Source organism: Streptoalloteichus hindustanus, from assembly GCF_900129375.1.
GTDB lineage: Bacteria > Actinomycetota > Actinomycetes > Mycobacteriales > Pseudonocardiaceae > Streptoalloteichus > Streptoalloteichus hindustanus.
The window spans coordinates 18,576-44,030 of record NZ_FQVN01000021.1 but is presented as its reverse complement, the minus strand read 5'-3'; the positions used below and the strand labels follow the sequence as shown (position 1 = coordinate 44,030).

Genomic DNA, 25,455 nt, shown 5'->3' with positions numbered 1-25,455 from the left:
GGCCGTACCCCCGTGCGACGTTCACCCGAACGAGTGTTGACTAATGCGGCTGTCATCGCCGGAGGGGGCTCGAGTGCTGTTCGCCGCCGTCGTCTTCGTGGTCGTCACGGGGATCCACTGGTACCTGTGGCTGCGGTTGGTCCGGGACACCACGCTCCCCGGCCGCTGGCGGCGGGTCGGCACCACCGCGCTCGTCGTGCTCGCCGTCCTGCTGGTCGCCACGCTGACCGCGACGCGCGTGCTCTCCCCGGAGATCGGCGTGTTCCTCGCCTGGCCCGGCTACCTGTGGCTGGCGCTGATGTTCTACCTGCTGCTGGCGCTCGGCGTGGCCGAGATCCCGCGTCTGGTGCTGCTGCGCCGGATGCGCGGGCGCGTCCCGTCGGCCGAGCTGACGCCCGAGCCGGGGCCGCCGGCGCGGGTCGAGCCGCCGGCGGCCGAGCCGGAGCGGCCGGTCGCGGTGGGGATCGAGCAGAGCCGGCGGCTGTTCCTGGCCCGGTCCACCGCGACGGTCGCCGGCCTGGCGGCCACCGGCGTCGTCGGCTACGGCGCGAAGACCGCGCTGGGCGGGCCGGTGGTGCAGCGGGTGTCGGTGCCGTTGCGGCGGCTGGACGCGGCCACGGCGGGCATGCGCGTCGCGGTGGTGAGCGACATCCACCTGGGCCCGATCCTGGGACGCGGTCATACCGAGCGGATCGTGCGCACGATCAACGAGCTGGAGCCCGACCTGGTGGCGATCGTGGGCGACCTGGTGGACGGCACCGTCGAGAAGCTCGGGCCGGCGGCCGAGCCGCTGCGCGACCTGGTCAGCACGCACGGGTCGTTCTTCGTCACCGGCAACCACGAGTACTACTCCGGCGCGGAGCCGTGGCTCCGGGAGCTGGAGCGCCTGGGGGTGAACCCGCTCCGCAACGAGCGCACCGAGATCCGCCACCGGGGCGGGGTCCTGGACCTGGCCGGCGTGAACGACGTGGCCGGGCGGCAGCAGGGCGACGGCCCGGACTTCGACCGCGCCCTCGGCGGGCGGCGGGACGACCGGCCGGTGGTGCTGCTCGCCCACCAGCCGGTCCAGGTGACCGAGGCCGCGCGCCGCGGGGTCGACCTCCAGCTCTCCGGCCACACCCACGGCGGCCAGCTCGCGCCGTTCAACCTGCTGGTCCCGCTCCAGCAGCCGGTGGTGGCCGGCCTGGCCCAGGTCGACGGCACCTGGATCTACGTGAGCCGGGGCGCCGGCTTCTGGGGTCCGCCGGTGCGGGTCGGCGCGCCGCCGGACGTCACGCTCGTGGAGCTGCGGCAGGGCTGAACCGTCGGGGGTTCGGCACCACCCGGAACCACGTGACGCACCGCCACCACCACTCCAGCGGCCCGTACCGGAAGCGGGCCAACCACCAGCGGCTGAACCCGGACTGGGCGGCCAGCACCACCACGGCCAGCCCGACCGCGCTGCCCCACCGGTGGGTCTCGGTCAGCTCCAGGAACCGGTTGGCCACGAGCACCAGCACGGTGGCCAGGACGTAGTTGGTGAGCGCCATGCGCCCCAACGGCTCCAGCGCCGCCGACACCGGCCGACCCGCCCTCGTGCGCAGCAGGAGCAGCATCCCGGTGGTGTAGGCGGCCGCCACGGCCAGGCCGGCGGCGGCCGCGACCGGGCCGTTCTCCGGGGCCGCGTACTGCCACACCGTGAGGCCGACGCCCAGTGCCGCGCCCGCGACGCAGACCGCCGCGAGCTGCCGCGTCCTGCCCGTCAGGTCGTGCACGATCCCGTGCCGGGCGGTGGCCAGGCCGAGCAGGAACAGGCCGGGGATCAGGGCGACGCCGCCGCCGGCGACGAGGACCCCGGCGAGCGCGGCGACCGCGCCGAGCGGCCACACCACCCGGTTCGGCAACCAGCTCGCCGGCAGCAGCACGAGGAGGCCGACCACGGCGTAGGGCAGCAACGCCTCGCCGGGCTGGAGGAGCTGGTGGGCGAAACCCAGCACCGCCAACGCCGCCAGCCGGCGGGCCAGCGCCGCGACCGCCGGCCGCTTCCGCGCCCGCGCGCGCTCCAGGAACAGGGCGAAGCTGACCCCGAACAGGAAGGAGAAGACCGGGAAGAACCGCTCCCGCGCGGTGAGGTCGAGCGCCAGCCGGACCGGGTGCGGCTCGCCGGACGACACCACCGCCGCCATCTGCGTGATCGCCGGGATGTTGACCAGCAGGATGCCGCACAGCGCGAAGCCGCGGAGAGCGTCGAGGGCGGCGACCCGGGCGGTGGCGGGCGCGGCCGGACCGGACGGGACAGCCATGATCCCGACGCTAGGTGTCCGCGCGGCCGGCCGCCTCGGCCGTCGGACCGACCCACGCCGCCGAACGGCCGATCCCCCGCTGGTCACGGGCGGGCCGACGCCGTGGGGGCCGACGTGGGGGCGGACGGCGGAGCGGTGCCCGACGGCGCGGAGCTGGCCGTCGTGCTGGGCGCCGGGGAGTCGCTGGACTCGGCGCCCGCCCGGTCCCTGGGCGCGCTGGGCGAGGTGCCGACCGCCGAGCCGGAGACGCGCGGGGCGGGCTGGGGCGTGGTCGAGGGCGTCGGCGACGCGCCGGAGGCGGTGGTCGGCGTCGGCGTGCGCGCGAAGGTGGAGCCGTCCCGGACCCGGGTGACCTCGGGGCGGCCGTCGTAGTCCATCGGCGGGCCGTCGGGTTCGACCAGCCGGCCGGAACTGGTCGGGCCGGGGGCGTCCGCCGGCCGGCTGCCCTCCTCGCGCCAGGCGTGCTGCCCGACGGCGATGCCCACCACGAGCCCGACGACGACGGACACCGCGGCGCCGGCGGACAGCGCCGGGGGCGGCAGCTTGGGGAACCTGAGCAACTTTCCTCCTGGGGCCTGGCGGGCGGGAGCCACCCGGGGAGCCGGCGCCGCCGCACACCGATCCCGCGGATCGCGCGCCCGGTTCCCGCGGCGCGCCCGCACCGCTGGGGCCGACGGGACACCCGTGCCGGGGAACCGTGCGCAGCCGAGAACGACGGCGCGCGCGGGAAGGGCGCGCGCCGTCGGAGTCACTCGCGGGCGCCACGGGAATCTCCCTCGGGAGCGCGCCACGTCGACGGCGGCGCGACGCGGCTGTCCAAGCCATCGCCGCCGGAGACCCCCGGCATTAACCCACCCGCCCGAAGATCGCTCGACCGAGTGAACCTGGAAACGCTCCGCCACCGGCTTGCCCGAACCGCTCCCCCGGTTGCCAGGCTGCTTCCGGGCCGCTTCCGGGCCGCCGACGACGGCACGCCGCCCACCAACGGGTGGAGCCCGCCTGCGGCGCAGGCGGGCTCCAGGGGTTGTCGGCAACCGGAGGACCAGTTGCCGGGAACCGGGTGATCAGCGGCCGCGGAGGTGGACCACCCGCAGCTCCGGCGAGGTCAGGATGTCCAGCTCGCAGAACCGTCCCCGCTGCCACTTGCCCTGCGAGAACAGCCGGGTCTGGTCGGCGTGGTGCGGCGAGGCCGGGTCGGACGACTGGGAGTAGGTGAGCAGCGTCGCGGCGTCCGGGCAGGCGCCCGACCCGAACGAGACGACCTGGACGTGGCTGGACCCGTGGACGACCTCGGAGTAACCGCGTCCCGGCTCCCACTCCGCGCCCACGATCATGTTCAGCACACCGAGGTGGCCGTCCGCGCCGTGGATCGGGATGCGCTCGCCGTTGCGGACCACGTACTGGTGCTCACCCAGCCGCGCGTCCGGCGCGATGCCGCCCATGTCCTCGACCGCGTCGCCGAAGGCCCGCTGCACGGCGGGGTTGGCGACGTCCAGGGTGTTCGGGGTGGTCACCGGCCGGGTCCGGTCGAACGGGACGCGCCAGGGGCTCGGCCTCACCTGCGCCGCCCGCGACCAGAACCGGTCGAACAGCAACGCGCCCCGACTGTCCACTGTGTACTTGCGGTCCCACTTCTCCAGCGCCTCGCAGGACCTGCCGACGTCGACGGTCCCCTTGCTCGTCGGCGCCTTGCCGTTGGGGAAGGCACGACACATGCGGGCGGCGTCCGCCGCGGCCAGCTCGGCGACCGAGCTCCGGTCGGAGAACAACACGTCCTGCATGGACTGGCGGGAGAACTTCCTCCCCGGCAGGCCGTCCCGTCCGGCGATGCGGTCCTCGGCGGCGGTGACGGCCATGCGGGTGCGCGGCCCGGCCTCGGTCTCCTTGTTGCCCACGATGTGCGGGTAGTCGGTGACGAGCTGGTGCGGGTTGGTCAGCCAGGCGCTGTCGTTCGCGTTGACCACGTAGTCCGAGCGCTGGAGCACCGGCAGGCGCTTCGGGCCGAAGGTCCCGGGCTGGAGGGCGTCCGGGTCCCTGCCCCACGCGCAGTCGCCGCGCGACCCGTCGAGCACGGGCACCCGCGCCGTCCGGAACAGCTCACGCCCGAGCGCGGTCGAGCAGCGCCGCGCCAGCTCGTCGGTCACGTGCGGCACGACCTGCACGTCCGCGTAGAGCGCGTGGCCGGCGCGGTCGGTGGCGATGGTGTTGACCCACGGCACGCCCTGGGTGCTCGACAGCGCCCGCACCACGTCGTCGGTGCTCCGCGTGCGGCCCAGCTCGTACCAGGTGTTGAGGAGGCGGAGGTTCTGCGCGTTCGGGTCCTGGAGCGCGTACGCGGTGGTGGTGGTCCACGGCAGCGAGACCCGGGCGACGCCGTTGACCACCGGGCCGTACCTCGTGCCGTAGAGCGTGCGCTCGACCCGGCCCACCGAGCCGTCCGGGTTGCGGACCTCCACGGCGACCCGGCGCGAAGTCATCTTCTCCGGCTTGCCGTCCACCAGGTACGAGGTGGGGTCGCCGGGCACGAGCTTCAGCTCGTGCAGCCCGAACGTCCGGGGCGTGGCGACGGTGTGGCTCCACGCCACGTCGCGGTTGAAGCCGATCTGCACGAGCGGCAGGCCGAGCAGGGTGCCGCCGCTGACGTCCATCCGGCCGGGGACCGTGAGCTGGACCTGCCAGAACCGCCGACCGCCGTGCCACGGGTAGTGCGGGTTGCCCAGCAGCACGCCGCCGCCGTTGACCGTGCCGTCCCTGCCCACGGCGATGGCGTTGCTGCCCATGTCCGGCTTGTCGAGCCTGCTCCGCAACAGCTCCGCGGCCTCGGCCGGCGGGGTGGCCGCCGCGGCGGCGGCCTCGGCGCGGGACGCGGCGGGCGGCTGCGCCGCCGTCAGCCCGTCCACCGCGATGCCCTGTCCGGAGGTCATGGCCAGCGCGGACATGTGCCGGTACACGTCGATCTCGGCGATCTGCCGGACCGGGACGCCGCCGGGGCACTGCCGGCCGCCGGACTCCCGCACCTGCCGGTTGAAGCCGGCCACGTACCCGCGGACGACCTCCCTGACCTCAGCCTTCGGGCCGAGCGGGGCCGGCTGGGCGAGCAGCCGCTCCACCTCGCCGCTGTCGATGAGCCGCTGGAAGTGCAGGTCGCTGGCGAGGTTGTCGCCCGCCGAGCCGAGCGCGCCGTCGCCGGGGCCGTCCACCCCGAGCACCTTCGACCGCTGCGCGGAGAGGGTGAGGTACATGTCTGCCAGCACGCAGAGGTTGTCCTTCGCGACGCCGTAGCCGTAGCCGTAGCCGACGCCGCCGAAGGTGTTCGACCGGATGTGGGCGACGCCGCCCTCGGTGTACCTGATCGTCGCGGAGTGGCCGCCGCCCGCGAGCTCCGGTTCGGCGTGCGCCGGCGCGGTGGCCAGCGCGGTGCCCGCCGTGGCGAGCGCCGCGACCACCACCCCCCACCGCCGCACGGGCCGCCGCCCTGGGGATCTCGACACGTCTGTCGCCCGCCTTTCGCTGCCGGGATGTCGAACTCGTCCGGTTGTCAGCAAACGTCAGTCACGTGCCAAGAACAGCGCCCGAACGGACCAAGGGCATCCCCACAAACCCCCTTAGGCCGTTCGAGTGAACCGAGTGTTCCGCTGACCAACCGGCAACCCCCCCGCGCGTCCGGTCGACGTGGGACCACCTCACCCTCCTCCACATGTCCACATTGGACTCATGGGGACGTTTTCTCTTGTCCTGAAAGGACTTCATCACGGATCGATCACTGGGCCAACCAGCAACCGGGCTCGAGCGTGCTCCTCGCGCAAGCCCCGAGGGGGCACAGCGAACGAGGGGGAACCAGTGAGGAACACCTTGGCCCGAGTGCGCCGAACCGCTCTGCTGGGCGTGGTCGTGGCGACGACGGCTCCGCTGCTGTGGGCGGGCGTGGCCGCGGCCGACGACCCGCCGGCCGGCTCCGTCTCCGGCGTCGCGTGGGAGGATCTCAACGAGGACGGCCGTCGTCAGGCGAACGAGCCCGCGCTCCCCGACCACTGGATGTACATCAAGGCCGACGGGCTGATGCGCTCCACGGTGACGGACGGACAGGGCCGGTACCGCTTCTCCGATCTGCCGGCAGGACAGTACGTGGTGACGTCCGACGACCGCAGCCGAAGCGGCGGACTCGGTCTGACCCTGCGGACGCACGACTCGCGCTTCGACCCGGTCACCAGGCAGAGCAAGCCGGTCGAGATCAAGCGAACCGACACCGGGTTCTCCCACGTGACGGGACTCGACGCGGGACTGGTCACCGCGCGGGGCAACCTGGGGGTGACCCAGGTGCTCCTCGAGGGGCACCCCGATGGCCACTTCCGCGTCGGCGAGCGGGTCAGGCTCCGGATCGGCGTGGCCAACCTCGGCAACGTGGCCGACACGGTGGGTGTGACGGTCCAACTGCCCTGGGGTCTGCGGGCGGTGGGAGCTGGGGGCAGCATGCGGGCGGACGTGGTTGCCGACGACAAGGTGTGGGCTCGCACCCGCACCCGGGTCCTCCCCGGCCCGGAGGAGGTCGTGACGATCGACGTGGTCGCGGACGCCCCGACGAGCGGCGAGGTCCGGGTCGGCACCGCCTACAACGACTACCGCGACACCAACCCCGCGAACAACAGGAGAACTCTGCCGGTGGCCGCGAGCTGACCTCGGCGCGCCGCGTTCGGGGGATGCGGCGGGGGCCGCGGACCGTGGGGACGGTCCGCGGCCCCTTCGCGTTCGCCGCTCCGGTGGGCCTGGTCCGCCCTCGCTACAGGACCAGGCCCAGGAGCAGGACGAACACCAGGGAGACCACCGACACGATGGTCTCCATGATCGACCAGCTCCGGATGGTCTGGCCGATGCTCATCCCGAAGTACTCCTTGACCAGCCAGAAGCCGGCGTCGTTGACGTGCGAGAAGAACAGCGAGCCCGCGCCGACCGCCAGCACCAGCAACGCGGCGTGGGTCGGGCTGAGGCCGGCGGCCAGCGGCGCGACGATGCCGGCGGCCGAGATGGTGGCCACGGTGGCCGAGCCGGTGGCGACCCGGATGGCGACCGCGATCAGCCAGCCCAGCAGCAGCGGGGAGAAGTTCGCGCCGGTGGCGAGGTTGGTGATGACGGTGCCGATGCCGGCGTCGACCAGGGTCTGCTTGAACCCGCCGCCCGCGCCGACGATGAGCAGGATGCCGGCGATCGGCGGCAGCGAGTCGCCGATCGTGGCGGACAGCTTGTCCTTCGTGAAGCCCGCGGCCCTGCCCAGCGTGAACATCGCGACGATCACCGCGGCCAGCAGGGCGAACAGCGGCGCGCCGACGAAGTCCAGGACGTGCCGGACGGTGTTGTCCTTGGCCAGGGCGATGTCCGCGACGGCCTTGCCCATCATCAGCACGACGGGCAGCAGGACGGTGACCAGGGTCGCGGCGAAGCTCGGCCGCCGCCCGCCGGTGCCCTCGTGCCGCTCGGGCACCAGGTGCTCCGGCGGCGTCGGGTCCACCCAGCGCGCGGCCACCGAGCCGAACAGCGGACCGGCGATCGCCACGGTCGGCACGGCCACCAGCAGGCCCAGGCCCAGCGTGATGCCGAGGTCGGCCTTGAGCGCGTCGATCGCGACCAGCGGGCCCGGGTGCGGCGGCACCAGGCCGTGCAGCACCGACAGGCCGGCCAGCGCGGGGATGCCGACCCGCATCAGCGGGTGGCCGCCGCGGCGCGCCACCAGCAGCACCACCGGGATCAGCATGACCAGGCCGATCTCGAAGAACATCGGCAGGCCGATCAGCGAGGCCACCAGCGCCATCGCCCAGGGCAGCGAGCGCCGTCCCGAGCGGCCGAGGATCGTGTCGACGATCTGGTCGGCGCCGCCGGAGTCGGCGAGCAGGCGGCCGAGCATGGCGCCGAGCGCGATCAGCACGCCGACGCTGGCGACCGTGCCGCCGACCCCCTTGCCGAAGCTGTCGATCACCTTGTCCAGCGGCAGGCCGGCGGCGACGCCGAGCACGCCCGAGCCCAGGGTGAGGGCCAGGAAGGGGTGCACCTTCAGCTTCGTGATCAGCACGACGAGGACCGCGATGCCGAGCAGGCCCGCCACCACCAGGCGGGTGTCGTGCCCGGTCCACGCGCCCGCGAGCACGTGGGCGTCCGTCGTCGTCATCGGCGACGCCATCGCCGTCGGTGTCAGTGTCGGCACCGTCACCGCGCTCCTTCCTGTCCCTCGCCCCGCTGGAGGGCGTCCGCCGCCGTCGCGACGATGTCCTGGGGGGTGTGCGCGACGTCGACCGTGAGCCCCGGCTCGTCCGCGTCGAGCGGTTCGAGCGCGGCGTACTGGGAGTTCAGGAGGGCGGGCGGCATGAAGTGGCCGGTTCGGGCCGCGATCCGGCTCCGGATCAGCTCGGGGTCGCCGGACAGGTGCAGGAACCACACCGGGACGTCATCCCGGCGGAGCAGGTCCCGGTAGCCGCGCTTGAGCGCGGAGCAGGTGACCACCGCCCCCGAGGGGTGGGCGTGGATCCAGTCGGCGATGGCCCGCAGCCACGGCCAGCGGTCCTCGTCGTCCAACGGGTGCCCGGCGGCCATCTTGGCGACGTTCGCCGGGGGGTGGAAGTCGTCGCCCTCGGCGTAGGGCACGCCGAGGCGGTCGGCGAGCAGCGTGCCGACCGTCGACTTCCCGGAGCCCGAGACCCCCATGACCACCACGACCGGGGTCGTTCGCACCTCATACCTCCAACGCGACGTTGCGTTGCCGCACCTGCCGGCGACGTTTCGGGTGACGTTCGTCGTGTACCCGCTGGCGCGGTCGCACGACGGGGTGCCGCGTCGGGACACGCCATCGTGCGTCGGCCACTATCAGCCCATTGGTACTACTTTTCAAGGCATTGGGGCCAAATAGTCATACTTAATCGATGCCGGTGCGGCAGCGGACCGCTCGACTACGCTCGGTCGGGGCACCAGAAGCGGGCGGTGCGACGTCGTGACACCTTCGGAGGAACCACCGCGATGCAGGGGTTGCACGGTCGGGTGCTGGACGCCCTCGGACCCGCCATCGCCGGCGGCGAGCACCCCGTCGGGTCGGTGCTCCGGATCGAGGGTCTGGAGGAGCGCTTCGCCTGCTCGCGCACGGTCATCCGGGAGGCCGTGCGGGTCCTGGAGTCCATGAACCTGGTCAGCAGCCGGCGCCGGGTGGGGATCACCGTGCGCCCCCGCGAGGAGTGGAACCTCTACGACCCGCTCGTGATCCGCTGGCGACTGGCCGGCGCCGACCGGGCGCACCAGCTCCGATCGCTGAGCGAGCTGCGCTCGGCCGTCGAGCCGGTGGCCGCCGGCTACGCGGCCCGGCGGGCGACGCCCGAGCAGTGCGGCGAGCTGGTCGGCCTGGCCATCAAGCTCGCGACGACGGCGCGAGCCCGGGACCTGCGCACCTTCCTGGAGCACGACATCGCCTTCCACCGGCTCGTGCTCCAGGCGTCCGGCAACGAGATGTTCGGCCGCTTCCACGACGTCGTCGGCGAGGTGCTCACCGGTCGCACCGAGCACCACCTCATGCCGCCCGAGCCGCACCCGACGGCGGTGCGGCTGCACACCGACGTCGCCCAGGCCATCCAGTGCGGCGACGCGGAGCGCGCCGAGGCCGCGATGCGCGAGATCGTCGTCCAGGCGATGGGCGAGATGACCCCGGCCTTCGACACCGAAGAGCCGGCCAGCCCCGACGAGGCTGCCCGGCTCCCGTCGGACCCGCTCCACCGCTTCGCGTAGGTCAGGCCTGCCGCCTGGCGTAGGTCAGGTGGACCACCCCGCTGGTGAAGGCGTGGCTGTCGACCAGGTCGAACCGGTGCGGCTCGAAGCCCCGCCCCGAGAACAGCGGGATGCCCGACCCGATCACGACCGGGTGCACCTTGAGGATCAGCTCGTCGATCTCCGGGAGGAGCACCGCCGCGATCTGGCCGCCGCCGCAGAGCCAGATGCCCAGCCCGTCCTCCCGCTTGAGCTCCCGGACCTTCTCCACCGGGTCGGTGGCGACGATCTGGACCGCGGGGGCCGGGCTCTCGGCCATCGTCCGGGAGAACACGTAGTGCCGCAGGTGCGGGTAGGCGTCCGGGATGCCCTCCCGCAGGCCGACCTCGTAGGAGCCGCGCCCCTCCAGCACCGTGTCGAAGCGCTGGTTCTCCGGGGCGATCCCGAGCGCCTCGCGGGCCTGCACCGGGATGATCTCGGCGTAGTCCGTGAAGATCGCCTCGATGTGGTCGCCCTCGCCGAGGAAGAACCCGCCGGGCGCGGCCGGGTTCGACCCGCTCGGGTCGGCGACGAACCCGTCCAGGGTGGTCGCCACGAGATAGGTGAGCTTGCGCATCCGAGCCTCGTTTCCGGGGGCCGCCGAACCGTCGTCCCGGCGGGCGCTCCCCCACGCCGCCACCGGGACCGCTGGTGGAACCCCACCACCAACAACTACAGTTGTAGCACTTCACTCGAAGTGGTTACAACCAGGAACCGGAGGAGGACATGCGCAACCCGGCACGACGAGCGGCCCTGGTGGACGCGGCGATCGAGGTCCTGGCCAGGGAAGGCGCCCGGGGCCTCACCTTCCGCGCCGTCGACACCGAGGCCGGGGTGCCCAAGGGCACCGCGTCCAACTACTTCGCCAACCGCGACGACCTGCTGAACCAGGTGGGCCGGCAGATCCACGAACGACTCGGCCCCGACCCCGCCGCGCTGGCCGAGACCATGCGCACCCCGCCCTCAACCGAGTTGGTCACCCGGCTCCTGCGGGAACTGGTGGACCGCCTGTCCGAGGACCGCGCCGGCTACCTGGCCCTGCTAGAGCTACGCCTGGAGGCGACGCGCCGACCCGAGCTGCGCGCCGCCCTCACCACCACCATCGAGGCGAACCTCCGCGAGAACATCCGGTTCCACCTGGACTCCGGCCTCCCCGGCGACCGCGAGACCGTGGTGCTCCTCTACCTCGCGATGACCGGCGTGGTCATCGAGCACCTCACCCTCCCGGACGTCCTGTCCCCCTTCGACCTCGACACCCTCATCACCACCCTCGTCACCCGCACCCTGCCCCACCCAGACTGACACGGCGGAAGACAGTCGAGGTCAGCTCACGAGGGCGGGCTCGGAGAAGTCGAACTCGCCGTCGAAACCCCGGCAACGAAAGGGGACCACTCGCCTTCGTCAAAGCACAGTTCGACCCGTCCGACATGGACCAGACGAGAGTGTCCACACCGACCACCTCGATCCTCACCACCCCGTTGGCGCAGGTAAAATCCTTACGGACCTCCCGCACGAAACGCACCCACGCCAGCGACGAGAAAAACATGATCCCCGCCTTGGGGTGCTTGTGCCGTACAACCACCCCCTTCGGGTTGCCCCCGGGGTAACCTCCACACAGTTGCCGGTGTCAGCATAGAAACCGCTCGTGCAGGTCGAAGGGCCTGAGATCACGATCCGTCCGGTAGGAACCTGTCTCTGGTGACGGGTGGCCCCCAATGAGCGGCGACACGCCGATCAGCAGGTTGACACTCCAGGCCGAAGGGTTGGCCTGCGTGGTGTGCGGAGCGGACTACCTGCGCGTCCGGGTTCCGCATGCTGCGGTGGGGGCAGTTGGCGAGCGACCCGCAGGCGTTTGCCTGTGGTGGCGACTGCCCGGTTGACGTACGGCGTACGACCAAAGGTATGCTGCGCTGACCGCCACCGTGGTACACCGTTAGTTTGGCGGGACAGCGCGCTGTAGGAGCAATACGCATGCACCGCGCTGGTGGTACTGGACGGGGCGAACGCCTTCGACGGGCACAGCCGCGAGTTCGCCTTGCGGTTCGGCGCTAATGAGGCGAAGGCAGCGATCTGGCTATTGATCGTGGAAGGCATTGTGACCACAACCACGGTCGAGTTGTGAATGACAACCAGCCACCGTGCCGGCCGGCGGACAGCGTGGTTGTCCTTTGTGTTCGAGATCTGCCTCGCTATGTGCGAACGTGGCGGCGGCGGAGCTGAGTGTGTTCACCGTGGAGTGGCAGCGCGCCCGCCGCTCGCGTTGCTGCTGGCGGTCAAGTTGCTCAACCGTGTGCTCAAGCGGCACCGCGCCGAGACAGTAAGCGAGACCGGCGACGACACAGTACCGGTGGTGCGTCTCACGGTGGTCTCGGACAAGGGTCGCCCGCCGGCCGAGCAACGGATGTGGGCATACTACGTAAATGAGCAGGCCAAAAGCCTTACGCCAACCGGCGCCACAGCTGGACCCGATCACGGGCACGAACAACTACAGCCGGAAGGTGCTGCGCAGGTGGCGGCAGGCGGGTGACCTCCCCAGCATCAGGGCAGCTCACGCAGCTGGTGATCTACGGGAACGGTGGACGGCGGCAGGGTCGTGATGAGGAGTTCTTCGGCATCACGCTTGCCGGTCTTGCCGCTAGCGGTGTAGCGCATCTTTACCAACCGTTTGGTCAAGGCCCAGGAGTGTGCGCCGAGCGTCTCCCGGTCGACGCGGCTAGGCGTCATGCGAGCGTGCGCATAGAGCCAAGAGCTTGTGGTCAGTAGTGGGTTATTGTCATAGCTGAGCAGCCAGCGGAACTGCGCCTTGGTGCGCAGATATGCGGCGAGCTGCATGTGGAGCATGTGGTCATCTGATCTCATCTTGCCAGCTTTGTCGCCGCCATATCCGCCTCGGGGGTCGAAAGAAGTACGGTACAAGTGCGAAGCTTTTTCGATGTAGGGCGGGTCGAGGTAGGCAACGACGCGGGACGGGATCAGCTGTGGATAGTACTCGGGCACGTCGTCGAGTGTCTGTTTCCAGTCCTTGTGCCAGACATCGACGAGTCGGCCAGTGTCGTACAAGTGACCGACGTATCGAAGCCGTTCCTCTATCGCCTCCGGATTCCACCGGCATCCGATACCGTACGGGCTCTCCTGCTTGCGTCCGCCAATCGGTCCCGCCTTGCCGTGAAGGATTCCAGAAAACGTTGTGCGGTTTAGAAATAGGCACTGTGTCGCCAATCCAAGCCGGACCGTGTCAGGCTTCGCGTTCCGAGCGGGCGCCCAGGAACGCCAGTAGTCCCATCGTTCGACCGCGGCCGTTCCCCCCAGTTTGACGTATTGATTCCACTCGCCATGCATACGGTCGATCAGCGCCTCTGTGTCAGCGGCTGCGGCCTGCCAGAAAGCAGTCACCAACGGATCTACGTCAGCGAGCAGCACTCGGTCGACGATTCCTTGGCCGACGAGTCGCAAGGACGCCGACGCACCGCCGGCGAAGGGCTCGACCAGCAAGTTGATTTGCGGAACGCTCCGCGAACCCTTGGCGGCCTCCAAGATCCGGGCGATCACCGGGGCGAGGGAGGACTTTGCTCCTGGGTAGCGGAGTGGCGACTGGTACCTGCTCGTCATGAGCGCATGGTCGACTGCGCCGAGGGGTGAGACGAGTGGGCGGGGGTTGTCGAGGATTTGCGTCGGAATTGCGGGCGCAGCAGCGTGAGCTGCGTGAGCAGCACAGGAGGGTGCGACCGGCAACACAGCCCCATTCTCGATCATGGGGCAGACCGTACCGGAGCCGCTTGTCCACCAGTCGAATCCAGGCCGAGACGTTTGGTGGCTACGAGGCGGAGCACATCGGTGCCCACACCGATCGGGAACGCGGCCTTCCCGTGCGCGACGGCCACCGGGATGATGCCATCGACGTACATTGAGGAACCGGTACGGTCGATCACGTCGAGAATTGCGGGCAGCGTCGGGTAGGCCGCCGGGTCGGTTTGGCCGCCGTTGGCATCGTACGGTGCGCCGGCCGGTGGTGGCACGGTCGGGACGACGACTCGCCCATCCAGCGCGCGATAAACGAACTTGCGGCCCCAGTACGTCTCCTTGCCATAGGAACGCGCGTTGTTGGCGTTGACGACGCGAGCGATGATCTGTTCGTCGCACACCAACAGCTCACCCGGTTCGAGAATGCCATGCCGGGCCAGTTGGCGCGCATAGTCGACCAGAACTCCGGACTTCTCAATCCCACAAACGTATGGCGCTTTACCCGGAGCAGTATTGCCCATCACTTGGAAGTACTCAAGGGCTCGTCCGCGCAGCTTTGCCGGTGTGCCGAACACGGCCAACGGGCCATCTACGATGAACAGCGTCGTGGGCAGAGCCTTCTGGCGCGACTGCTCCCACAGCAGCGTCGCCAGCCCAACCAGCACCAACAGCTCGATCACCGACATCAGCCGCCCGATAGCGGACTGATTCGTGCCCTCTTCGCCAACCTCCTCGTGGATACGAAGTACGTCGGTGGGAAAAAGGTGCACGCCGCACGCGTCGCAGTCGGCGCCAGCGGACGGCACGGGAACGTCCTTCTTGCAATCCTGCGTCGGGCAGTTGACCGGCACTGTGACCGCTGGCACCCCGGGAACGCCGTGGAGAAGGAAGAGCAGGTCCAGCAGTGGTTGGTCGAGACGATTGACGTCGATCTTCTTCTGCCGAAACAGCTCGTTGAGGGCCTCGCGCCACGATGTCACGATGTCGACACCAGCGCGCGTGTACGCGCCCGAGACGGGCAGGTCGAGTGTCACGAGGGCCGTGTTGACCGCGCGCTCGATCTTGTACGGATCGACAAACCGCTCGGCCCGCTGCGACTCCAGAACAGCGAGGTCCACGTACGCTGCGGCAGCCTGCGCAAACCCGTACAGGACCGATGGGAGGCCGTCACGCACCGGCGCGACGACGTATGAACCATCAATTGCCAGCGCGGCGTTGAGGCGCTCGGGTGCAGACGGTGCGGCGAAGTCGCCCCGTGGACGGATGCGCGTGCGGATCAAATCCATGTCCTGGATGGCCTCGGCCGGAACGTGGAAGGTGCGTTGGTCCGCGATAGCTCGGACAGCGGCCGCCGAGTGACCCAGCCGCGACGCGATCTCGTGAGCCCCGCTAGCAGTCTCGTACGGCATCAGAGTGCCACCCCGTTGAGCGGCAACGGCGGGTCACCAGCAGCGGCTCGCGCCTCGTTGACAAGTGCGACGTCGTACCGATCGATCTGAACTGGGACGATGTACGGCGAGGACAGCGTCTTCAGCCGCACGTATCCACGGTCCTCCGAGGCGATGATTGAATCCGAGAACGCCCCGAAATCGTAGAACTTGGCTAGTTCTCGGACCTCTGTCGTGTTGTTCAAGTGGGCGACAACCCAGTTTGCGGTGTTCGCCTTGACCTGATGTGCTACCCCGGAAACCTCCTGTGTCGCGTAGGTCATGCCGAGATTGAGCTTACTGGCTTCTTTGGCGAGCTTGACCCATACGTCGAGCTCGTCCTTGTAACGGTCCGACGAGAACAGATTGTGCGCCTCCTCAAGCATCACCTGAATGCACGGCGGCTCCTGCCCAGACGTAAATACTTCTGTCTGCATAAAGAGCAGCCGTCGGGTAATGGTTTCGCTAAGCACCCTTGTGATTTCCTCGGCACCAACGTGAAGATCAACGATGACGATTCGACCTTCAACGAGCTCGTTATAGATTTCCAGAGCGGGGTCCTGCTGTGTCAGCGGGCTGTGAAACGGGCGCAACGGGTTCAGATTCTTCCAACCTCGGACGTTGCGATTGTCGCTCTTCGTGGTGAAAATCGGCTCAACACTCTTCCAGCGTACGTCTTTTGTGAAGTTGATCGCGTCGGTGTCGCCAGCCTCGCGTAATTGGATAATCTTGTCGACGACTGCCTCAATCTCACCGTGAGCTACAGTGACCATGTTTGCAGATTTGCCCGCTTGCGTGAACGGTCTGCGACCGAGGCCGGCTACTGCTTTCTGCCCCCGAATTCCTTGCTCGACCTTCAGTTGCAATGCGCCACTGATGTTGACCCGAGCGGCGAAGTTCGAAGGCACAGGGAAGCCTGCGCGAATCAATGCGCCATACAGGACCATCCGAGCGCGGCCCGGATGGGGGTTGAACTTATTGACAGAGTCATCGGCATACGACGTGCCGGCGAAGTCCTTGACGTACCCAGAGTCCTCGCCACTCAATTGGTTGGCAATGAGTCCTTGGACGGCATCGATTTGATTCTCTGAGAAAAAGTTGACATTGAGCGGTTTAACATGGTGCTGCGATCCGTCAGCGCCGAACTTAAAGATGCGGACGTGGTTCGCACCAATCGCTGCGATCTCGGTGCCATCCTGCGTGTTCGGGTTGGCGTACTCTCCTTGCGGGTCGAAGATCAGCTGACCAATGGGGGGTTTGCCCATGGCACGCTGTCGCTCAGAGACCACGAACGTACGGGCGATGATGATTTTTGCGGTGTTCGACTTGCCCATCCGGGTCATACCGAGCAAAGCGGTTTTGTTGCCGATGAAGTCCCGGATGTTGACCTCGACGGCGGCGTCGGCTTGCTTGGAGGTCTTAGCTCGCCGCCGCGTCGCGGAGTACCGCACCGCGCCGATACGTACGCGTTCCACAGGACGCCCGGTGGGCTTGAGGTAGGAAGCGATCGTAGCGAGGCCGTCGCTGATCGGCTTCAGGACTCGATAAGTGGACGTAGCATAGAAGTTGTCCACGTCGGCACCGAACTCCAGCACCTTCTGCCCGTCTACGTCATCTTCGTAGAAGGTGCCGAGGATCTTGCACCGCACGCCGGTGAATGACACTCGGTTCTTGGTGACCGGATCGAGCTCCGCATCAAGCACGGCGGACGGCGACGGGTCCTGGTTGTTCGAGAGAGCCGTACGCAGGGACTCCTCGCGCACGGCGTGTAGATCGCGCTCAAGCGACAATGGCGCGGTGCCCTCGACGCGCAAAAGCAGCACCTCGTCGTCGTCGACGCGGGGGTCGTTAACGTCCTGCGCGGTCGCTAGCAGGAAGGAGAATTGCGGAATTCCACCGGCATCGAATTTCCAGCGGTCGTGGGTCAGCACGACGGCGTGACCGTAGTCGATCTGGTGAATCGCACCGATCCGGGTCGATCGACCGTCGGCAAGCAGTTCTGATCGCAGTAACGACCCAGCGCCGACACCGGGGATTAACTCAGTCATTTCTCACCTCTCGAGAGACACCAGCGAGACACAAGCTCGCAACAGCTTACTGACAGTTCTTGCACTACGTGGCCGAACGCACAAAGAGGCACAGGCCAGGAGACGCGAAGCCGGACCGGATCGCTGCGGCGAACGACTGCGGCATGAAGGTGGCGACTGCCAACAGGCCGCCCGAGCGTCAATCTTGGCTTGCCTACGTGGGCGGCTGGCCCACACCCCAGACAGCGTCTGCTTCTCCGTCAAGCGATTCAGCGCGGTCTCCTGCGATTTCACGCAGTCGGCGGCCTGCCCAATCAAGTGCGTTGGCAAGCACCACCATCTCAGCATCACCGCGTACGCGGAGGGTGACCTGATCAACGACGGTTGTGTGCCCGGTGCCCACGTCGACTTCGATCCCACAGTTGCCCTCAACGTTCGTCAGCGTGATCTCTGTCCACCCTCCGTGCCCCGCGTCTCCGCCCATCTCTCCGGTGGTGGCGACTGCAGCCTTGAGGTGACATGCATCCTCGAAGGCTGCTTCATCTCGATGGACTGCCATGTCACGAAAGTAGCAGCAAGATCGCCTTGACGGAGGAACAGTTCGCTAGGTGCGCCGATGGCGATGGCAGGCGCAGATGGACCTACCCCTGGCACGCCCCGATGCCCCCGAGCCGCCCGCCCACGAGGGGCCGCGTTCGCTCGGGGTCACCCAACCTATCCGCCGCTGCGGACTCTGGTGCTAGGGCCGATCACGGCGTGACGACCATGCGCACGTTGTGCTCATCGATGGCCACGCTGGCGGGCAGGTCCTCGTCGGCCGCTCCGGCAGCGGTAGGCGGTGATGACGGGACGGGCTAGGCAGCGCGGTCGCGGTCGAAGCGGCGGACCTGCTCGAGCAGCCGCTCGGCGAACTTGGCGGCGGCAGTGCCATGTCTATGGCGCCAATTTCCTAGCGGCGCTCGCCTTTCCGACCGTCCACCGGGTAGGGCTTGGTGGGGTAGGTCAGAAAGTCGTCCTCGGCAACCGCGAACGTTCGGTAGGAGACCGCGGGGTGGAACAGGCCAGCCTCGATGCCCCGTCTTCGGCGGCAAGTGCCAGGTTCGGTGGTGGTCAGCCACAGTCAGATGTGGTCGAAGCGCTGGTTGGCGACCACGGCGGCATTGGACCACCACGGTGGTCTCAAGTCCGGTGAACATCTCAGCCAGCGCGGCGGGACGATGTTCTGGTCGGTATTTCGGCTGTTCTCTGCACGCAGATGCGTGTCGTGGCGAACGAAGGCGACACTGCGGGCCCGGCCGCGCCAGTGCAGCGGGACCACCAGAACGCCATCAGGGGCGAGCTGGTCGAACCAGGGCGGGGGCAGGGCCCACCGCCCGACCGTGATGATGACCTTGTCGTAGGGAGCGGGGTCCGACTCACCGACGGCCTCATCGCCGGTGACCACCGCGGGCCGTCGGCACGAAGATACAACTGGCCGGACTGTCGACACCGGGCTTGGTGGTGATCGCCTTGCTCGCGTACGCCTTCTCGACCGGGCCGTGGGCACAAACCGGTGCCGGGGCACGGCCCGGAACGCCTGCTCGATGCGCTCCGAGTGCAGGTGTGCGGCTGTGCGGGCCGGCAGGCCCGTGGCGTGCGGGCCGGATTGCGTGCTCGGCTACGCCCAGGTCGACGGTGGCGCGCGAGGCTGGCCGGTTGGCCAGCCAGTCCATGGCCTTGTCCGTGTCGCCGAAGAAATCGCCGACCATGCCCACAATATTCGCCGCACCAGTGCGAGATCCACTCCGCCGCGGGCACCAGCGGCAGCCACAACCAGATCAAGGGCCTCGTCGAAGCACTGGTCGCGAAGGTGACCGTCACCGGCCCCGACCGGAATGGTTCGCACAATGACTAAATTGGTGGGGCCAGTGGGAGTCGAACCCACACTGTCACGGACCTAAACCGTGTGCCTCTGCCAGTTGGGCTATGGCCCCGGGCCGGTGGTGGACCGGTCACGGTCAGCGTAGAGCTCGGGGGTTCCCGGGCGGTGGGGGACCCGGTGTCGGGGCATCCGCGACAGGGGTGGCGCGAGCGGTCAACTACCGTTGTCGCGGCAGGAACCGGCAGGTGCGAGGAGGACACGTGGCGCGCGACCCCGAGACCATCCAGCGGGAGATCGAGCAGGCCCGCGACGCGCTCGCGGTGACGCTGGACGAGCTGGGCAGGAGGGCGAACCCGCAGCGCTTCGTGGACACCGCGAAGTCCACGGTGCAGTCCCGGCTGGCGGACCCCAGGGTGAAGTACGCGCTGTACGCCGTGGGCGGTCTCATCGCGTTCGCGGTGCTGCGCAAGCTCTTCCGCTGAGGCCGGCGCGGGGCCGGTGGCGACGCCGGCGCCCGCCGCCTCAGGTGAGGAGCGGGAGCAGCACGCCCCGCACCAGCCCGTTGACGAACGTCTCGTCCAACGGCTGCCCGGTGAGCATGAGGCGGCGGACCAGCGCGCCGCCGGCCACCTCGACGACCATCCGCACCGGCGCGTCCGGCCGCACCTCGCCCCGCCGCCGCCCCCGGTCGAGGATGCGTTCCAGCACGGCGTCCTGCTGGGCCAGGAAAGTGGCGCGGAACGCCTCGGCCAGCTCCGGCTCGTGCGGCAGCTCGCCGACCAGCGCCTGCGCCGCCTTGCCGACCGGGCCGGTGAGGAAGCGGGCGAAGCCGGTGAGGAACTCGGTGAGGTCCCCGGCCACCGAGCCGGTGTCCGGCTCCGGCAGCCGCTGGCTGGCCAGGTGGTTGGTGGTGTCGATGACGAGGTCCAGCTTGGACTCCCACCGGCGGTAGATCGTGGCCTTGCCGGCCTTGGCCCTGGTCGCCACCGCGTCCATCGTGAGCGCCCGGTAGCCGACCTCGGCCATCACCTCCAGCGCGGCCTGGCGCAGCGCCTCGTCGCGACTGACGTCGCGGGGCCGGCCGCGCTGGGCGGCCCGTGGCCCCAGGGGCCCCTGTTCGGACGCGGTGGCCAACGCTGCCTCCTCCTGGCCCGCCGCGCGGGACGGCCGGCGCCGCCCGGTGCGCGATCACGCTCCTCCGGCCTGCCACATCCTAGGCGGCTCGGCGGGAAGGGCAATGACCTGGACGATTGGCTCGCGGCGTCCGTCCACTGAGGTCACGCGCCCGGGCGGTGCGGGCGGTCGCCGGCCGGCCCGGCGACCCGGCACGCCGACCGGCCACCCGATCAGGCGTCCGGCTGCTCCGTCGGAGCGCCGTCCGTGGTCGGCCCCGAGTCCGACTTCGGATCCGAGACCGACTCCGAGACCGACTCCGAGACCGACTCCGGGACCGACTCCGGCTCCGACTCGGCGTTCGCGGCCGGCTTCGTCACGGCGTCGGTCTCCTGGTCGCTCTTCGACTTCTCCGTCGCCGGCTTCGGCTCCGACGACTCCGGCGCCGACACCGCCTCCGGGGCGGGCTCCGCCTTCACCGCCGGCTCCGGCTTCGCCTCCTGCTCGGGCTTCGCCTCGGGCTCGGGCTCCGGCTCGATGCCGAGAGTCATCGCGTTGTGCTGCGCGTGCAGGTAGGCGGTGGTGAAGGCGAGCGCGTCACCAGCCAGCAGGTGCACCACGGTGCGCCGCGTCGCGTCGGCGGCCAGCTCCTCGACGATCTGGTCCGCGCAGACCCTGGCCGCGATCAGGCCGGGCGCCTGGGCCTCCCGCTCGACGCCGTCGACCGCGACCGCGATCTCCCAGTCGTCACCGTTGGGCACGTAGTTCACCATCACCGGCGCTTTCGCCATGACACATCTCCCCCGTGGGTCTTTCCGTCACGTAGGGTCACCACGGCCGCACACGCTGATACGACCCCCCGTTTGGGTGAACCCGGCGGGTCACGTTACCCGGAGGGCAGGTCACCGGGCCGATCCACGTCCGCCCCGCTGGCGACTTCGTCACACGGAACCGGACGGACCTCGCGTGATCGCAGGTACTCCCGCGCGCCGACGTCACCGTGCGTCATCGCGCGAACCCCGGCCCAGTGCGCCCGCCCCAGGAGCACCGGGTGGCCGCGAACACCGCCGTACGTGGCCGCCGCGAGGGCGTCGGCGGCGGCGTGTCCGGCGACCCTGCGCACCGCCGCCGCGGTCACGCCGGGCATGTCCACCGGCAGCACGACCACCGCCGCCGCGTCCTCATCGGCCAGCACCGCCAACCCAGCCCGCAGGGAGGAGCCCATTCCCGACGCCCAGTCGGGATTGACCACCACCCGCGCGTCCCCGAGCCGCGCGTGCCTGCGCACCTCGGCGGCGGCCGCCCCGAGGACGACGACCACCGGGTCGCAGCCGCCGGCCCGCAGCACGTCGACCGCCCGCTCGACGAACAGCCGGCCGGCGTGCTCGACCAACGCCTTCGGCCTGCCGAAGCGCCGGCCCGCGCCGGCCGCGAGCAGCAGACCGGCCACCCGCGTCACGCCGGGAACACCCGTGCCGGTTCGTGGTGGATCGATCCGTCCACAGTAGACAGTGGTGCGCCGCCGCCCCCGCGCCGCGCCGCCACGATCTCCGCGACGATCGACACCGCCGTCTCCTCCGGGGTCCGCGCGCCCAGGTCCAGCCCGATCGGCGAGCGCAGCCGGCCCAGCTCCGCGTCCGTCATCCCGGCCGCGCGCAGCCGCCGCGTCCGGTCCTCGTGGGTCCGCCGCGAGCCCAGCGCGCCGACGTAGGCCAGCGGCCGGCGCAACGCCTCCACCAGCACGGGAACGTCGAACTTCGGGTCGTGCGTCAGCACGCACACGACAGTGCGCTCGTCGGTCGCCGTCCGGGCGAGGTACCGGTGCGGCCACTCCACCACGACCTCGTGCGCGTGCGGGAACCGGGCGGAGGTGGCGAAGATCGGCCGCGCGTCGCACACCGTGACGCGATAACCGAGGAAGCGCCCCACGGCGGCGAGCGCGGCGGCGTAGTCGATCGCGCCGAAGACCAGCATGCGGGGCGCGGTCACCCACGACTCCACGAAGATCGTCGTCTCGGCGACGCCGTCGAGGCAGACGGCGCGCAGCCCCGTCCCGCCCTGCTCCGACATCGCCCGCGCCTCCGCGACCACGACCCGGTCCAGGGCGTCGTCCCCGGTGGACCCGGTGTGCCGGTCGCGGTACACGGCGATCGCCGCGCCGACAGCCCGTTCCGGCCCTCGCACGACGCGGGCCAGGGCGACGGGCTCCCCGGCCTCTGCCCCGACGCGCTCCGCCGCCACCACGACCCGCAGCGCTTCCACCACCGGCCCGGAGGCCGGCCGCCGCATCGGCTGGACGAACACCTCCAGCTCACCGCCGCAGGTCAGGCCGGGCGCGAACGGGTTCTCCGCGTCGGCGACGCCGAACGTCTCCACGATCGGCCTGCCCTGCTCCAGCGCTCGCTCCGCCAGCTCGTGGACCGCCGCCTCCACGCAGCCGCCCGACACACTGCCGGCCACCGCGCCGTCGGCCCGCACGGCCACCGCCGCGCCCACTTCGCGGGGGGCGCTGCCGCGCACCGCCACCACACTGGCCACGGCGTAGGACTGGCCCGCCGCGTCCCAGTCGAGCACCTGCGTCGCGATGTCCCTCATGGCGACCCCCTGCCTCCTCCGAATTGTCCGCCCGGTTTCCGGCCCAGGGCCGGCGTCAGCCCCCCAGCACCGTCTTGAACAGCACCGTCTTGACCAGCGCCGACTCGATCGGCGCGACCGCGAAGTACGCGGCGAACAGCGCCGCGATCCCGGTGAGGGTCCACCCGACCTCCCGCCAGCGACCACGGAACGTCCGGACCAGCACGAACGAGATCAGGCCGGCGCCGATGCCGTTGGTGATCGAGTAGGTGAACGGGATGACCGCCGCGGTCAGGAACGCCGGGATCGTGTAGTCCGGGTCCTGCCACGGGATGAGGCGGCAGCGGGCGACCATCAGGCCGCCCACGACCACCAGCGCCGGCGCGGCGGCCTGCGCGGGGACCACCGCCGCCAGCGGGGTGAACAGCAACGTGAGCCCGAACAGCAGGCCGGTGACCACGCTGGCCAGCCCGGTCCGCGCGCCCTCCCCGACGCCGGCCGCCGACTCCAGGAACACCGTGTTCGGCGAGGAGCCGGTGAGCCCGCCGGCCACCGCGCCCACACCGTCGACGAGCAGGACGCGGCCCATGCCCGGCACCCGGCCGTCGGCCCCGGTCAGGCGGGCCTCCGCCGCGACGCTGGTGATCGTGCCCATGGCGTCGAAGAACCCGGACAGCACCAGCGTGCACAGGAAGACCGTCGCGGCGACCGCGCCCGCCGAGGCGAACCCGCCGACCAGGTCGACCCGGCCCAGCAACGAGAAGTCGGGCGCGCTGACGAGCTGGTCCGGCACCCTCGGCTCCACCAGCCCCCAGTCCGGGATGTCCAGAGCCAGGTTCAGCCCGACCGCCAGGAGGGTGGCCGCGGCGATGCTGATCAGCACCGCGCCCGGGGTCCGGCGCGACACCAGCACCACCATGAGCAGCAGGCCCACGCAGAAGACGAGGGCCGGCCAGCCCTGGAGCCGGCCGTCCAACCCCATCCGCACCGGGACGGTGGAGTGGGCGGCGTCCGGGGTCCTGGTGACGAAGCCGGCGCTGACCAGCCCGACCAGCGCGACGTAGAGGCCGATCCCGACGGTGATCGCGGTCTTCAGCGGGGCGGGGATCGCGTTGATGATCCGTTCGCGGACGCCGCTGACCGCCATCAGCACGATGCCGAGGCCGGCCAGGACGACCAGGCCGAACGCCTGCGGCCATGTCATCACCGGGGCCAGTTGGAAGGCCACGACGCCGTTGACGCCGAGCCCGGCGGCGAGCGCGAGCGGGGCGTTGCCGACCAGTCCCATGAGGACGGTCGTGACGGCGGCGGCCGTGGCGGTCGCGGTGGTGAGCTGGTCGGTGGTCAGCCGGGCGCCCGTCACGTCGGCGGAGGCGCCCAGGATCAGCGGGTTGAGCAGGATGATGTAGGACATCGCCACGAACGTCGTGAGGCCGCCGCGCACCTCGCGGCCGGGCGTGCTGCCGCGGCCGCGCACGTCGAAGAGGCGGTCCAGGATCGGGCGGTGGGCGGGGGACGGCGGTGGTGACGCCGGTTCGGGAGTGTCGCTGCGCAGGGTCAAGGTGCCCCTCCCCGTGCCGGGTGGGTGTGCGGAGCCTCGCCCCTCGACCCGGAGGGGTCCGTGGCTCGCACGTCTCGTTGGGTGGTGCTCCGGTCCGCACCGGTGGCCGTCGGTCCCGACACGTCGTGCGGCGGGTGCCGGTCAGCCAGTCGGCCGCTCTTCGTATACGAAAGGCGTTCGCCTCATCGTCGGTCGAACTTCGTATACGAAGGCCGATCACCTCGCAGCTCGCGAGACTTCGTATACGAAAGGCGGCCGCCCCAGGGTTGGTGGGCTTTCGTATACGAAAGGCGATCACTTCGCGGGCGGAGGACTTTTGTATACGGAAGACGGTCGTCCCGAGATCGGTGGAATTTCGTATACGAAAGGCGATCTCGGTGGGTGATAGCACTTCGTATACGAAACGCGGCCACGCCCACGGGGGTGGCGGGACTTTGTATACGAAACTCAATAGACGAAGGCGGTAGCCGGGGCGATGGGACAGCACGTCGACTCCGCCGCCCCGACTCCGCTGACCCGCACCCGGAACCCGTTGCGTCGCCTGGGGAATCGGCGCGCGCCGGGGATCGACCCGGGCGCCGGACCTAGTACTTGGTCCGGTCCGGACGCGCCAGCCAGGCGGCGAACGGGGCGGTGCGCTCGGCGTGGTCGATCTGCTCCACCCGCACCGACCACGTCTCCCGGGGTGTCTCGAACAGGCGGTGGAAGGCCAGGTCGTCGAACCCGGCCGCGGCGGCGTCGTGCCGGTCGGCGGCGTAGAGCACCCGGTCGACTCGGGCCCACAGCGCCGCCGACAGGCACAGCGGACAGGGTTCGCACGAGGTCACCAGCACGCAGCCGGTGAGCCGGAAGTCCCCGAGCCGCCGGCAGGCGCCGCGGATGGCGACCACCTCGGCGTGCGCGGTGGGGTCCAGGGTCGGGGTGACCTGGTTGCTGCCCACCGCGAGCACCTCGCCGTTCCTGGCGACGAGCGCGCCGAACGGGCCGCCGCCGCGGGCGACGTTGTCGGCGGCCAGCCGGACGGTCTCGGTGAGCAGGGCGAGTTCGTCCTGGCCGTGGCCGGTCGAAACCTGGAGCGTCACAGCCCCCTCCTTCT

General features: G+C 70.2%; 24 protein-coding genes and 1 tRNA gene. 6 read left to right on the top strand and 19 right to left on the bottom strand.

From position 1 onward, the window contains the following. Positions 1 to 73: 73 nt before the first annotated feature. Positions 74 to 1,300: a metallophosphoesterase gene (locus tag BUE43_RS31860; protein WP_327083661.1), complete on the top strand. Its 1,227-nt coding sequence runs from the start codon at positions 74 to 76 to the stop codon at positions 1,298 to 1,300. Here the strand turns inward: BUE43_RS31860 and BUE43_RS31855 are convergent. From BUE43_RS31855 to BUE43_RS31845, 3 genes are all read right to left on the bottom strand, one after another. Continuing rightward, complete coding sequence (locus BUE43_RS31855; RefSeq protein ID WP_073490068.1) at positions 1,272 to 2,282, bottom strand: DUF418 domain-containing protein; 1,011 nt, start codon at positions 2,280 to 2,282, stop codon at positions 1,272 to 1,274. The genes BUE43_RS31860 and BUE43_RS31855 overlap by 29 nt on opposite strands. 83 nt (positions 2,283 to 2,365) lie before the next feature. Further along, positions 2,366 to 2,842, bottom strand: a complete 477-nt coding sequence (locus BUE43_RS31850) for a hypothetical protein (RefSeq protein WP_073490067.1) — start codon at positions 2,840 to 2,842, stop codon at positions 2,366 to 2,368. Between the two features lie 504 nt (positions 2,843 to 3,346). Then, the gene (locus tag BUE43_RS31845) at positions 3,347 to 5,746 is read right to left on the bottom strand and encodes a penicillin acylase family protein (protein WP_073490066.1); all 2,400 of its coding nucleotides are present in this window, start codon (positions 5,744 to 5,746) and stop codon (positions 3,347 to 3,349) included. Positions 5,747 to 6,143: 397 nt separating this feature from the next. Here BUE43_RS31845 and BUE43_RS31840 point away from each other — a divergent pair, with 397 nt between their 5' ends. After that, positions 6,144 to 6,956, top strand: a complete 813-nt coding sequence (locus BUE43_RS31840) for an SdrD B-like domain-containing protein (protein ID WP_073490065.1) — start codon at positions 6,144 to 6,146, stop codon at positions 6,954 to 6,956. Positions 6,957 to 7,059: 103 nt separating this feature from the next. Here BUE43_RS31840 and BUE43_RS31835 read toward each other — a convergent pair whose 3' ends face one another. After that, entirely contained in the window at positions 7,060 to 8,439 is a 1,380-nt protein-coding gene (locus tag BUE43_RS31835) for a GntT/GntP/DsdX family permease (RefSeq protein WP_073490088.1), read from the bottom strand. Between the two features lie 38 nt (positions 8,440 to 8,477). Further along, on the bottom strand, positions 8,478 to 8,972 hold the full coding sequence (locus tag BUE43_RS31830) for a gluconokinase (protein WP_200797751.1): 495 nt from the start codon (positions 8,970 to 8,972) through the stop codon (positions 8,478 to 8,480). A gap of 309 nt (positions 8,973 to 9,281) precedes the next feature. On the opposite strand from BUE43_RS31830, the gene BUE43_RS31825 reads away from it, so the two are divergent. Further along, the gene (locus BUE43_RS31825) at positions 9,282 to 10,037 is read left to right on the top strand and encodes a FadR/GntR family transcriptional regulator (RefSeq protein ID WP_073490063.1); all 756 of its coding nucleotides are present in this window, start codon (positions 9,282 to 9,284) and stop codon (positions 10,035 to 10,037) included. Position 10,038: 1 nt separating this feature from the next. On the opposite strand, the gene BUE43_RS31820 is transcribed toward BUE43_RS31825, so the two are convergent. Beyond that, the gene (locus BUE43_RS31820; RefSeq protein ID WP_073490062.1) at positions 10,039 to 10,632 is read right to left on the bottom strand and encodes a dihydrofolate reductase family protein; all 594 of its coding nucleotides are present in this window, start codon (positions 10,630 to 10,632) and stop codon (positions 10,039 to 10,041) included. A gap of 149 nt (positions 10,633 to 10,781) precedes the next feature. On the opposite strand from BUE43_RS31820, the gene BUE43_RS31815 reads away from it, so the two are divergent. Continuing rightward, entirely contained in the window at positions 10,782 to 11,357 is a 576-nt protein-coding gene (locus BUE43_RS31815) for a TetR/AcrR family transcriptional regulator (RefSeq protein WP_073490061.1), read from the top strand. A gap of 682 nt (positions 11,358 to 12,039) precedes the next feature. Further along, the gene (locus BUE43_RS35515; RefSeq protein WP_234996032.1) at positions 12,040 to 12,177 is read left to right on the top strand and encodes a hypothetical protein; all 138 of its coding nucleotides are present in this window, start codon (positions 12,040 to 12,042) and stop codon (positions 12,175 to 12,177) included. A 416-nt stretch (positions 12,178 to 12,593) separates the two neighbouring features. On the opposite strand, the gene BUE43_RS31810 is transcribed toward BUE43_RS35515, so the two are convergent. The 7 genes from BUE43_RS31810 to BUE43_RS31790 form a co-directional block, all read right to left on the bottom strand. Beyond that, positions 12,594 to 13,664, bottom strand: a complete 1,071-nt coding sequence (locus BUE43_RS31810) for a DNA adenine methylase (protein WP_268844461.1) — start codon at positions 13,662 to 13,664, stop codon at positions 12,594 to 12,596. Between the two features lie 140 nt (positions 13,665 to 13,804). Next, the gene (locus BUE43_RS31805) at positions 13,805 to 15,205 is read right to left on the bottom strand and encodes a hypothetical protein (protein WP_073490059.1); all 1,401 of its coding nucleotides are present in this window, start codon (positions 15,203 to 15,205) and stop codon (positions 13,805 to 13,807) included. Further along, complete coding sequence (locus BUE43_RS31800; RefSeq protein ID WP_073490058.1) at positions 15,205 to 17,271, bottom strand: helicase HerA domain-containing protein; 2,067 nt, start codon at positions 17,269 to 17,271, stop codon at positions 15,205 to 15,207. The genes BUE43_RS31805 and BUE43_RS31800 overlap by 1 nt, the downstream gene beginning before the upstream one ends. Positions 17,272 to 17,464: 193 nt before the next feature. Then, on the bottom strand, positions 17,465 to 17,809 hold the full coding sequence (locus BUE43_RS33935) for a hypothetical protein (RefSeq protein ID WP_143174520.1): 345 nt from the start codon (positions 17,807 to 17,809) through the stop codon (positions 17,465 to 17,467). 561 nt (positions 17,810 to 18,370) lie between these two features. Next, entirely contained in the window at positions 18,371 to 18,694 is a 324-nt protein-coding gene (locus BUE43_RS34880; RefSeq protein ID WP_073490057.1) for a hypothetical protein, read from the bottom strand. Beyond that, positions 18,678 to 18,998, bottom strand: coding sequence for a hypothetical protein (locus tag BUE43_RS34875; RefSeq protein WP_200797748.1), 321 nt, complete (start codon positions 18,996 to 18,998; stop codon positions 18,678 to 18,680). The genes BUE43_RS34880 and BUE43_RS34875 overlap by 17 nt, the downstream gene beginning before the upstream one ends. A gap of 148 nt (positions 18,999 to 19,146) precedes the next feature. Then, positions 19,147 to 19,223 (bottom strand) — tRNA-Leu (locus BUE43_RS31790). Between the two features lie 148 nt (positions 19,224 to 19,371). Between BUE43_RS31790 and BUE43_RS31785 the strand changes: the two genes are divergently transcribed. Continuing rightward, a complete protein-coding gene (locus BUE43_RS31785; RefSeq protein ID WP_073490056.1) occupies positions 19,372 to 19,593 on the top strand; it encodes a DUF3618 domain-containing protein in 222 nt (73 codons plus the stop codon). 40 nt (positions 19,594 to 19,633) lie between these two features. Here BUE43_RS31785 and BUE43_RS31780 read toward each other — a convergent pair whose 3' ends face one another. From BUE43_RS31780 to BUE43_RS31755, 6 genes are all read right to left on the bottom strand, one after another. Then, a complete protein-coding gene (locus BUE43_RS31780; RefSeq protein ID WP_083960381.1) occupies positions 19,634 to 20,245 on the bottom strand; it encodes a TetR/AcrR family transcriptional regulator in 612 nt (203 codons plus the stop codon). 212 nt (positions 20,246 to 20,457) lie between these two features. Then, positions 20,458 to 21,015, bottom strand: coding sequence for a hypothetical protein (locus BUE43_RS34550; protein WP_073490055.1), 558 nt, complete (start codon positions 21,013 to 21,015; stop codon positions 20,458 to 20,460). A 95-nt stretch (positions 21,016 to 21,110) separates the two neighbouring features. Next, entirely contained in the window at positions 21,111 to 21,683 is a 573-nt protein-coding gene (locus tag BUE43_RS31770; protein WP_200797747.1) for a nucleotidyltransferase family protein, read from the bottom strand. Next, the gene (locus BUE43_RS31765; protein ID WP_073490054.1) at positions 21,680 to 22,819 is read right to left on the bottom strand and encodes an XdhC family protein; all 1,140 of its coding nucleotides are present in this window, start codon (positions 22,817 to 22,819) and stop codon (positions 21,680 to 21,682) included. The genes BUE43_RS31770 and BUE43_RS31765 overlap by 4 nt, the downstream gene beginning before the upstream one ends. Before the next feature lie 55 nt (positions 22,820 to 22,874). After that, positions 22,875 to 24,353 (bottom strand): NCS2 family permease, encoded by a 1,479-nt coding sequence (locus BUE43_RS31760; RefSeq protein WP_073490085.1) that lies wholly within the window; start codon positions 24,351 to 24,353, stop codon positions 22,875 to 22,877. Between the two features lie 590 nt (positions 24,354 to 24,943). Next, entirely contained in the window at positions 24,944 to 25,441 is a 498-nt protein-coding gene (locus BUE43_RS31755) for a nucleoside deaminase (protein WP_073490053.1), read from the bottom strand. Positions 25,442 to 25,455 lie beyond the last annotated feature (14 nt).

Coding starts and splice junctions, on each gene's coding strand:
- BUE43_RS31820 (WP_073490062.1), bottom strand. CDS start 10,632: ATGCGCAAGCTCACCTATCTCGTGGCGACCACCCTGGACGGGTTCGTC.
- BUE43_RS31810 (WP_268844461.1), bottom strand. CDS start 13,664: ATGACGAGCAGGTACCAGTCGCCACTCCGCTACCCAGGAGCAAAGTCC.
- BUE43_RS31815 (WP_073490061.1), top strand. CDS start 10,782: ATGCGCAACCCGGCACGACGAGCGGCCCTGGTGGACGCGGCGATCGAG.
- BUE43_RS33935 (WP_143174520.1), bottom strand. CDS start 17,809: ATGGCAGTCCATCGAGATGAAGCAGCCTTCGAGGATGCATGTCACCTC.
- BUE43_RS31805 (WP_073490059.1), bottom strand. CDS start 15,205: ATGCCGTACGAGACTGCTAGCGGGGCTCACGAGATCGCGTCGCGGCTG.
- BUE43_RS31855 (WP_073490068.1), bottom strand. CDS start 2,282: ATGGCTGTCCCGTCCGGTCCGGCCGCGCCCGCCACCGCCCGGGTCGCC.
- BUE43_RS31765 (WP_073490054.1), bottom strand. CDS start 22,819: ATGAGGGACATCGCGACGCAGGTGCTCGACTGGGACGCGGCGGGCCAG.
- BUE43_RS34875 (WP_200797748.1), bottom strand. CDS start 18,998: ATGGTCGGCGATTTCTTCGGCGACACGGACAAGGCCATGGACTGGCTG.
- BUE43_RS31830 (WP_200797751.1), bottom strand. CDS start 8,972: ATGGGGGTCTCGGGCTCCGGGAAGTCGACGGTCGGCACGCTGCTCGCC.
- BUE43_RS34550 (WP_073490055.1), bottom strand. CDS start 21,015: ATGGCGAAAGCGCCGGTGATGGTGAACTACGTGCCCAACGGTGACGAC.
- BUE43_RS31800 (WP_073490058.1), bottom strand. CDS start 17,271: ATGACTGAGTTAATCCCCGGTGTCGGCGCTGGGTCGTTACTGCGATCA.
- BUE43_RS31835 (WP_073490088.1), bottom strand. CDS start 8,439: ATGACGACGACGGACGCCCACGTGCTCGCGGGCGCGTGGACCGGGCAC.
- BUE43_RS31825 (WP_073490063.1), top strand. CDS start 9,282: ATGCAGGGGTTGCACGGTCGGGTGCTGGACGCCCTCGGACCCGCCATC.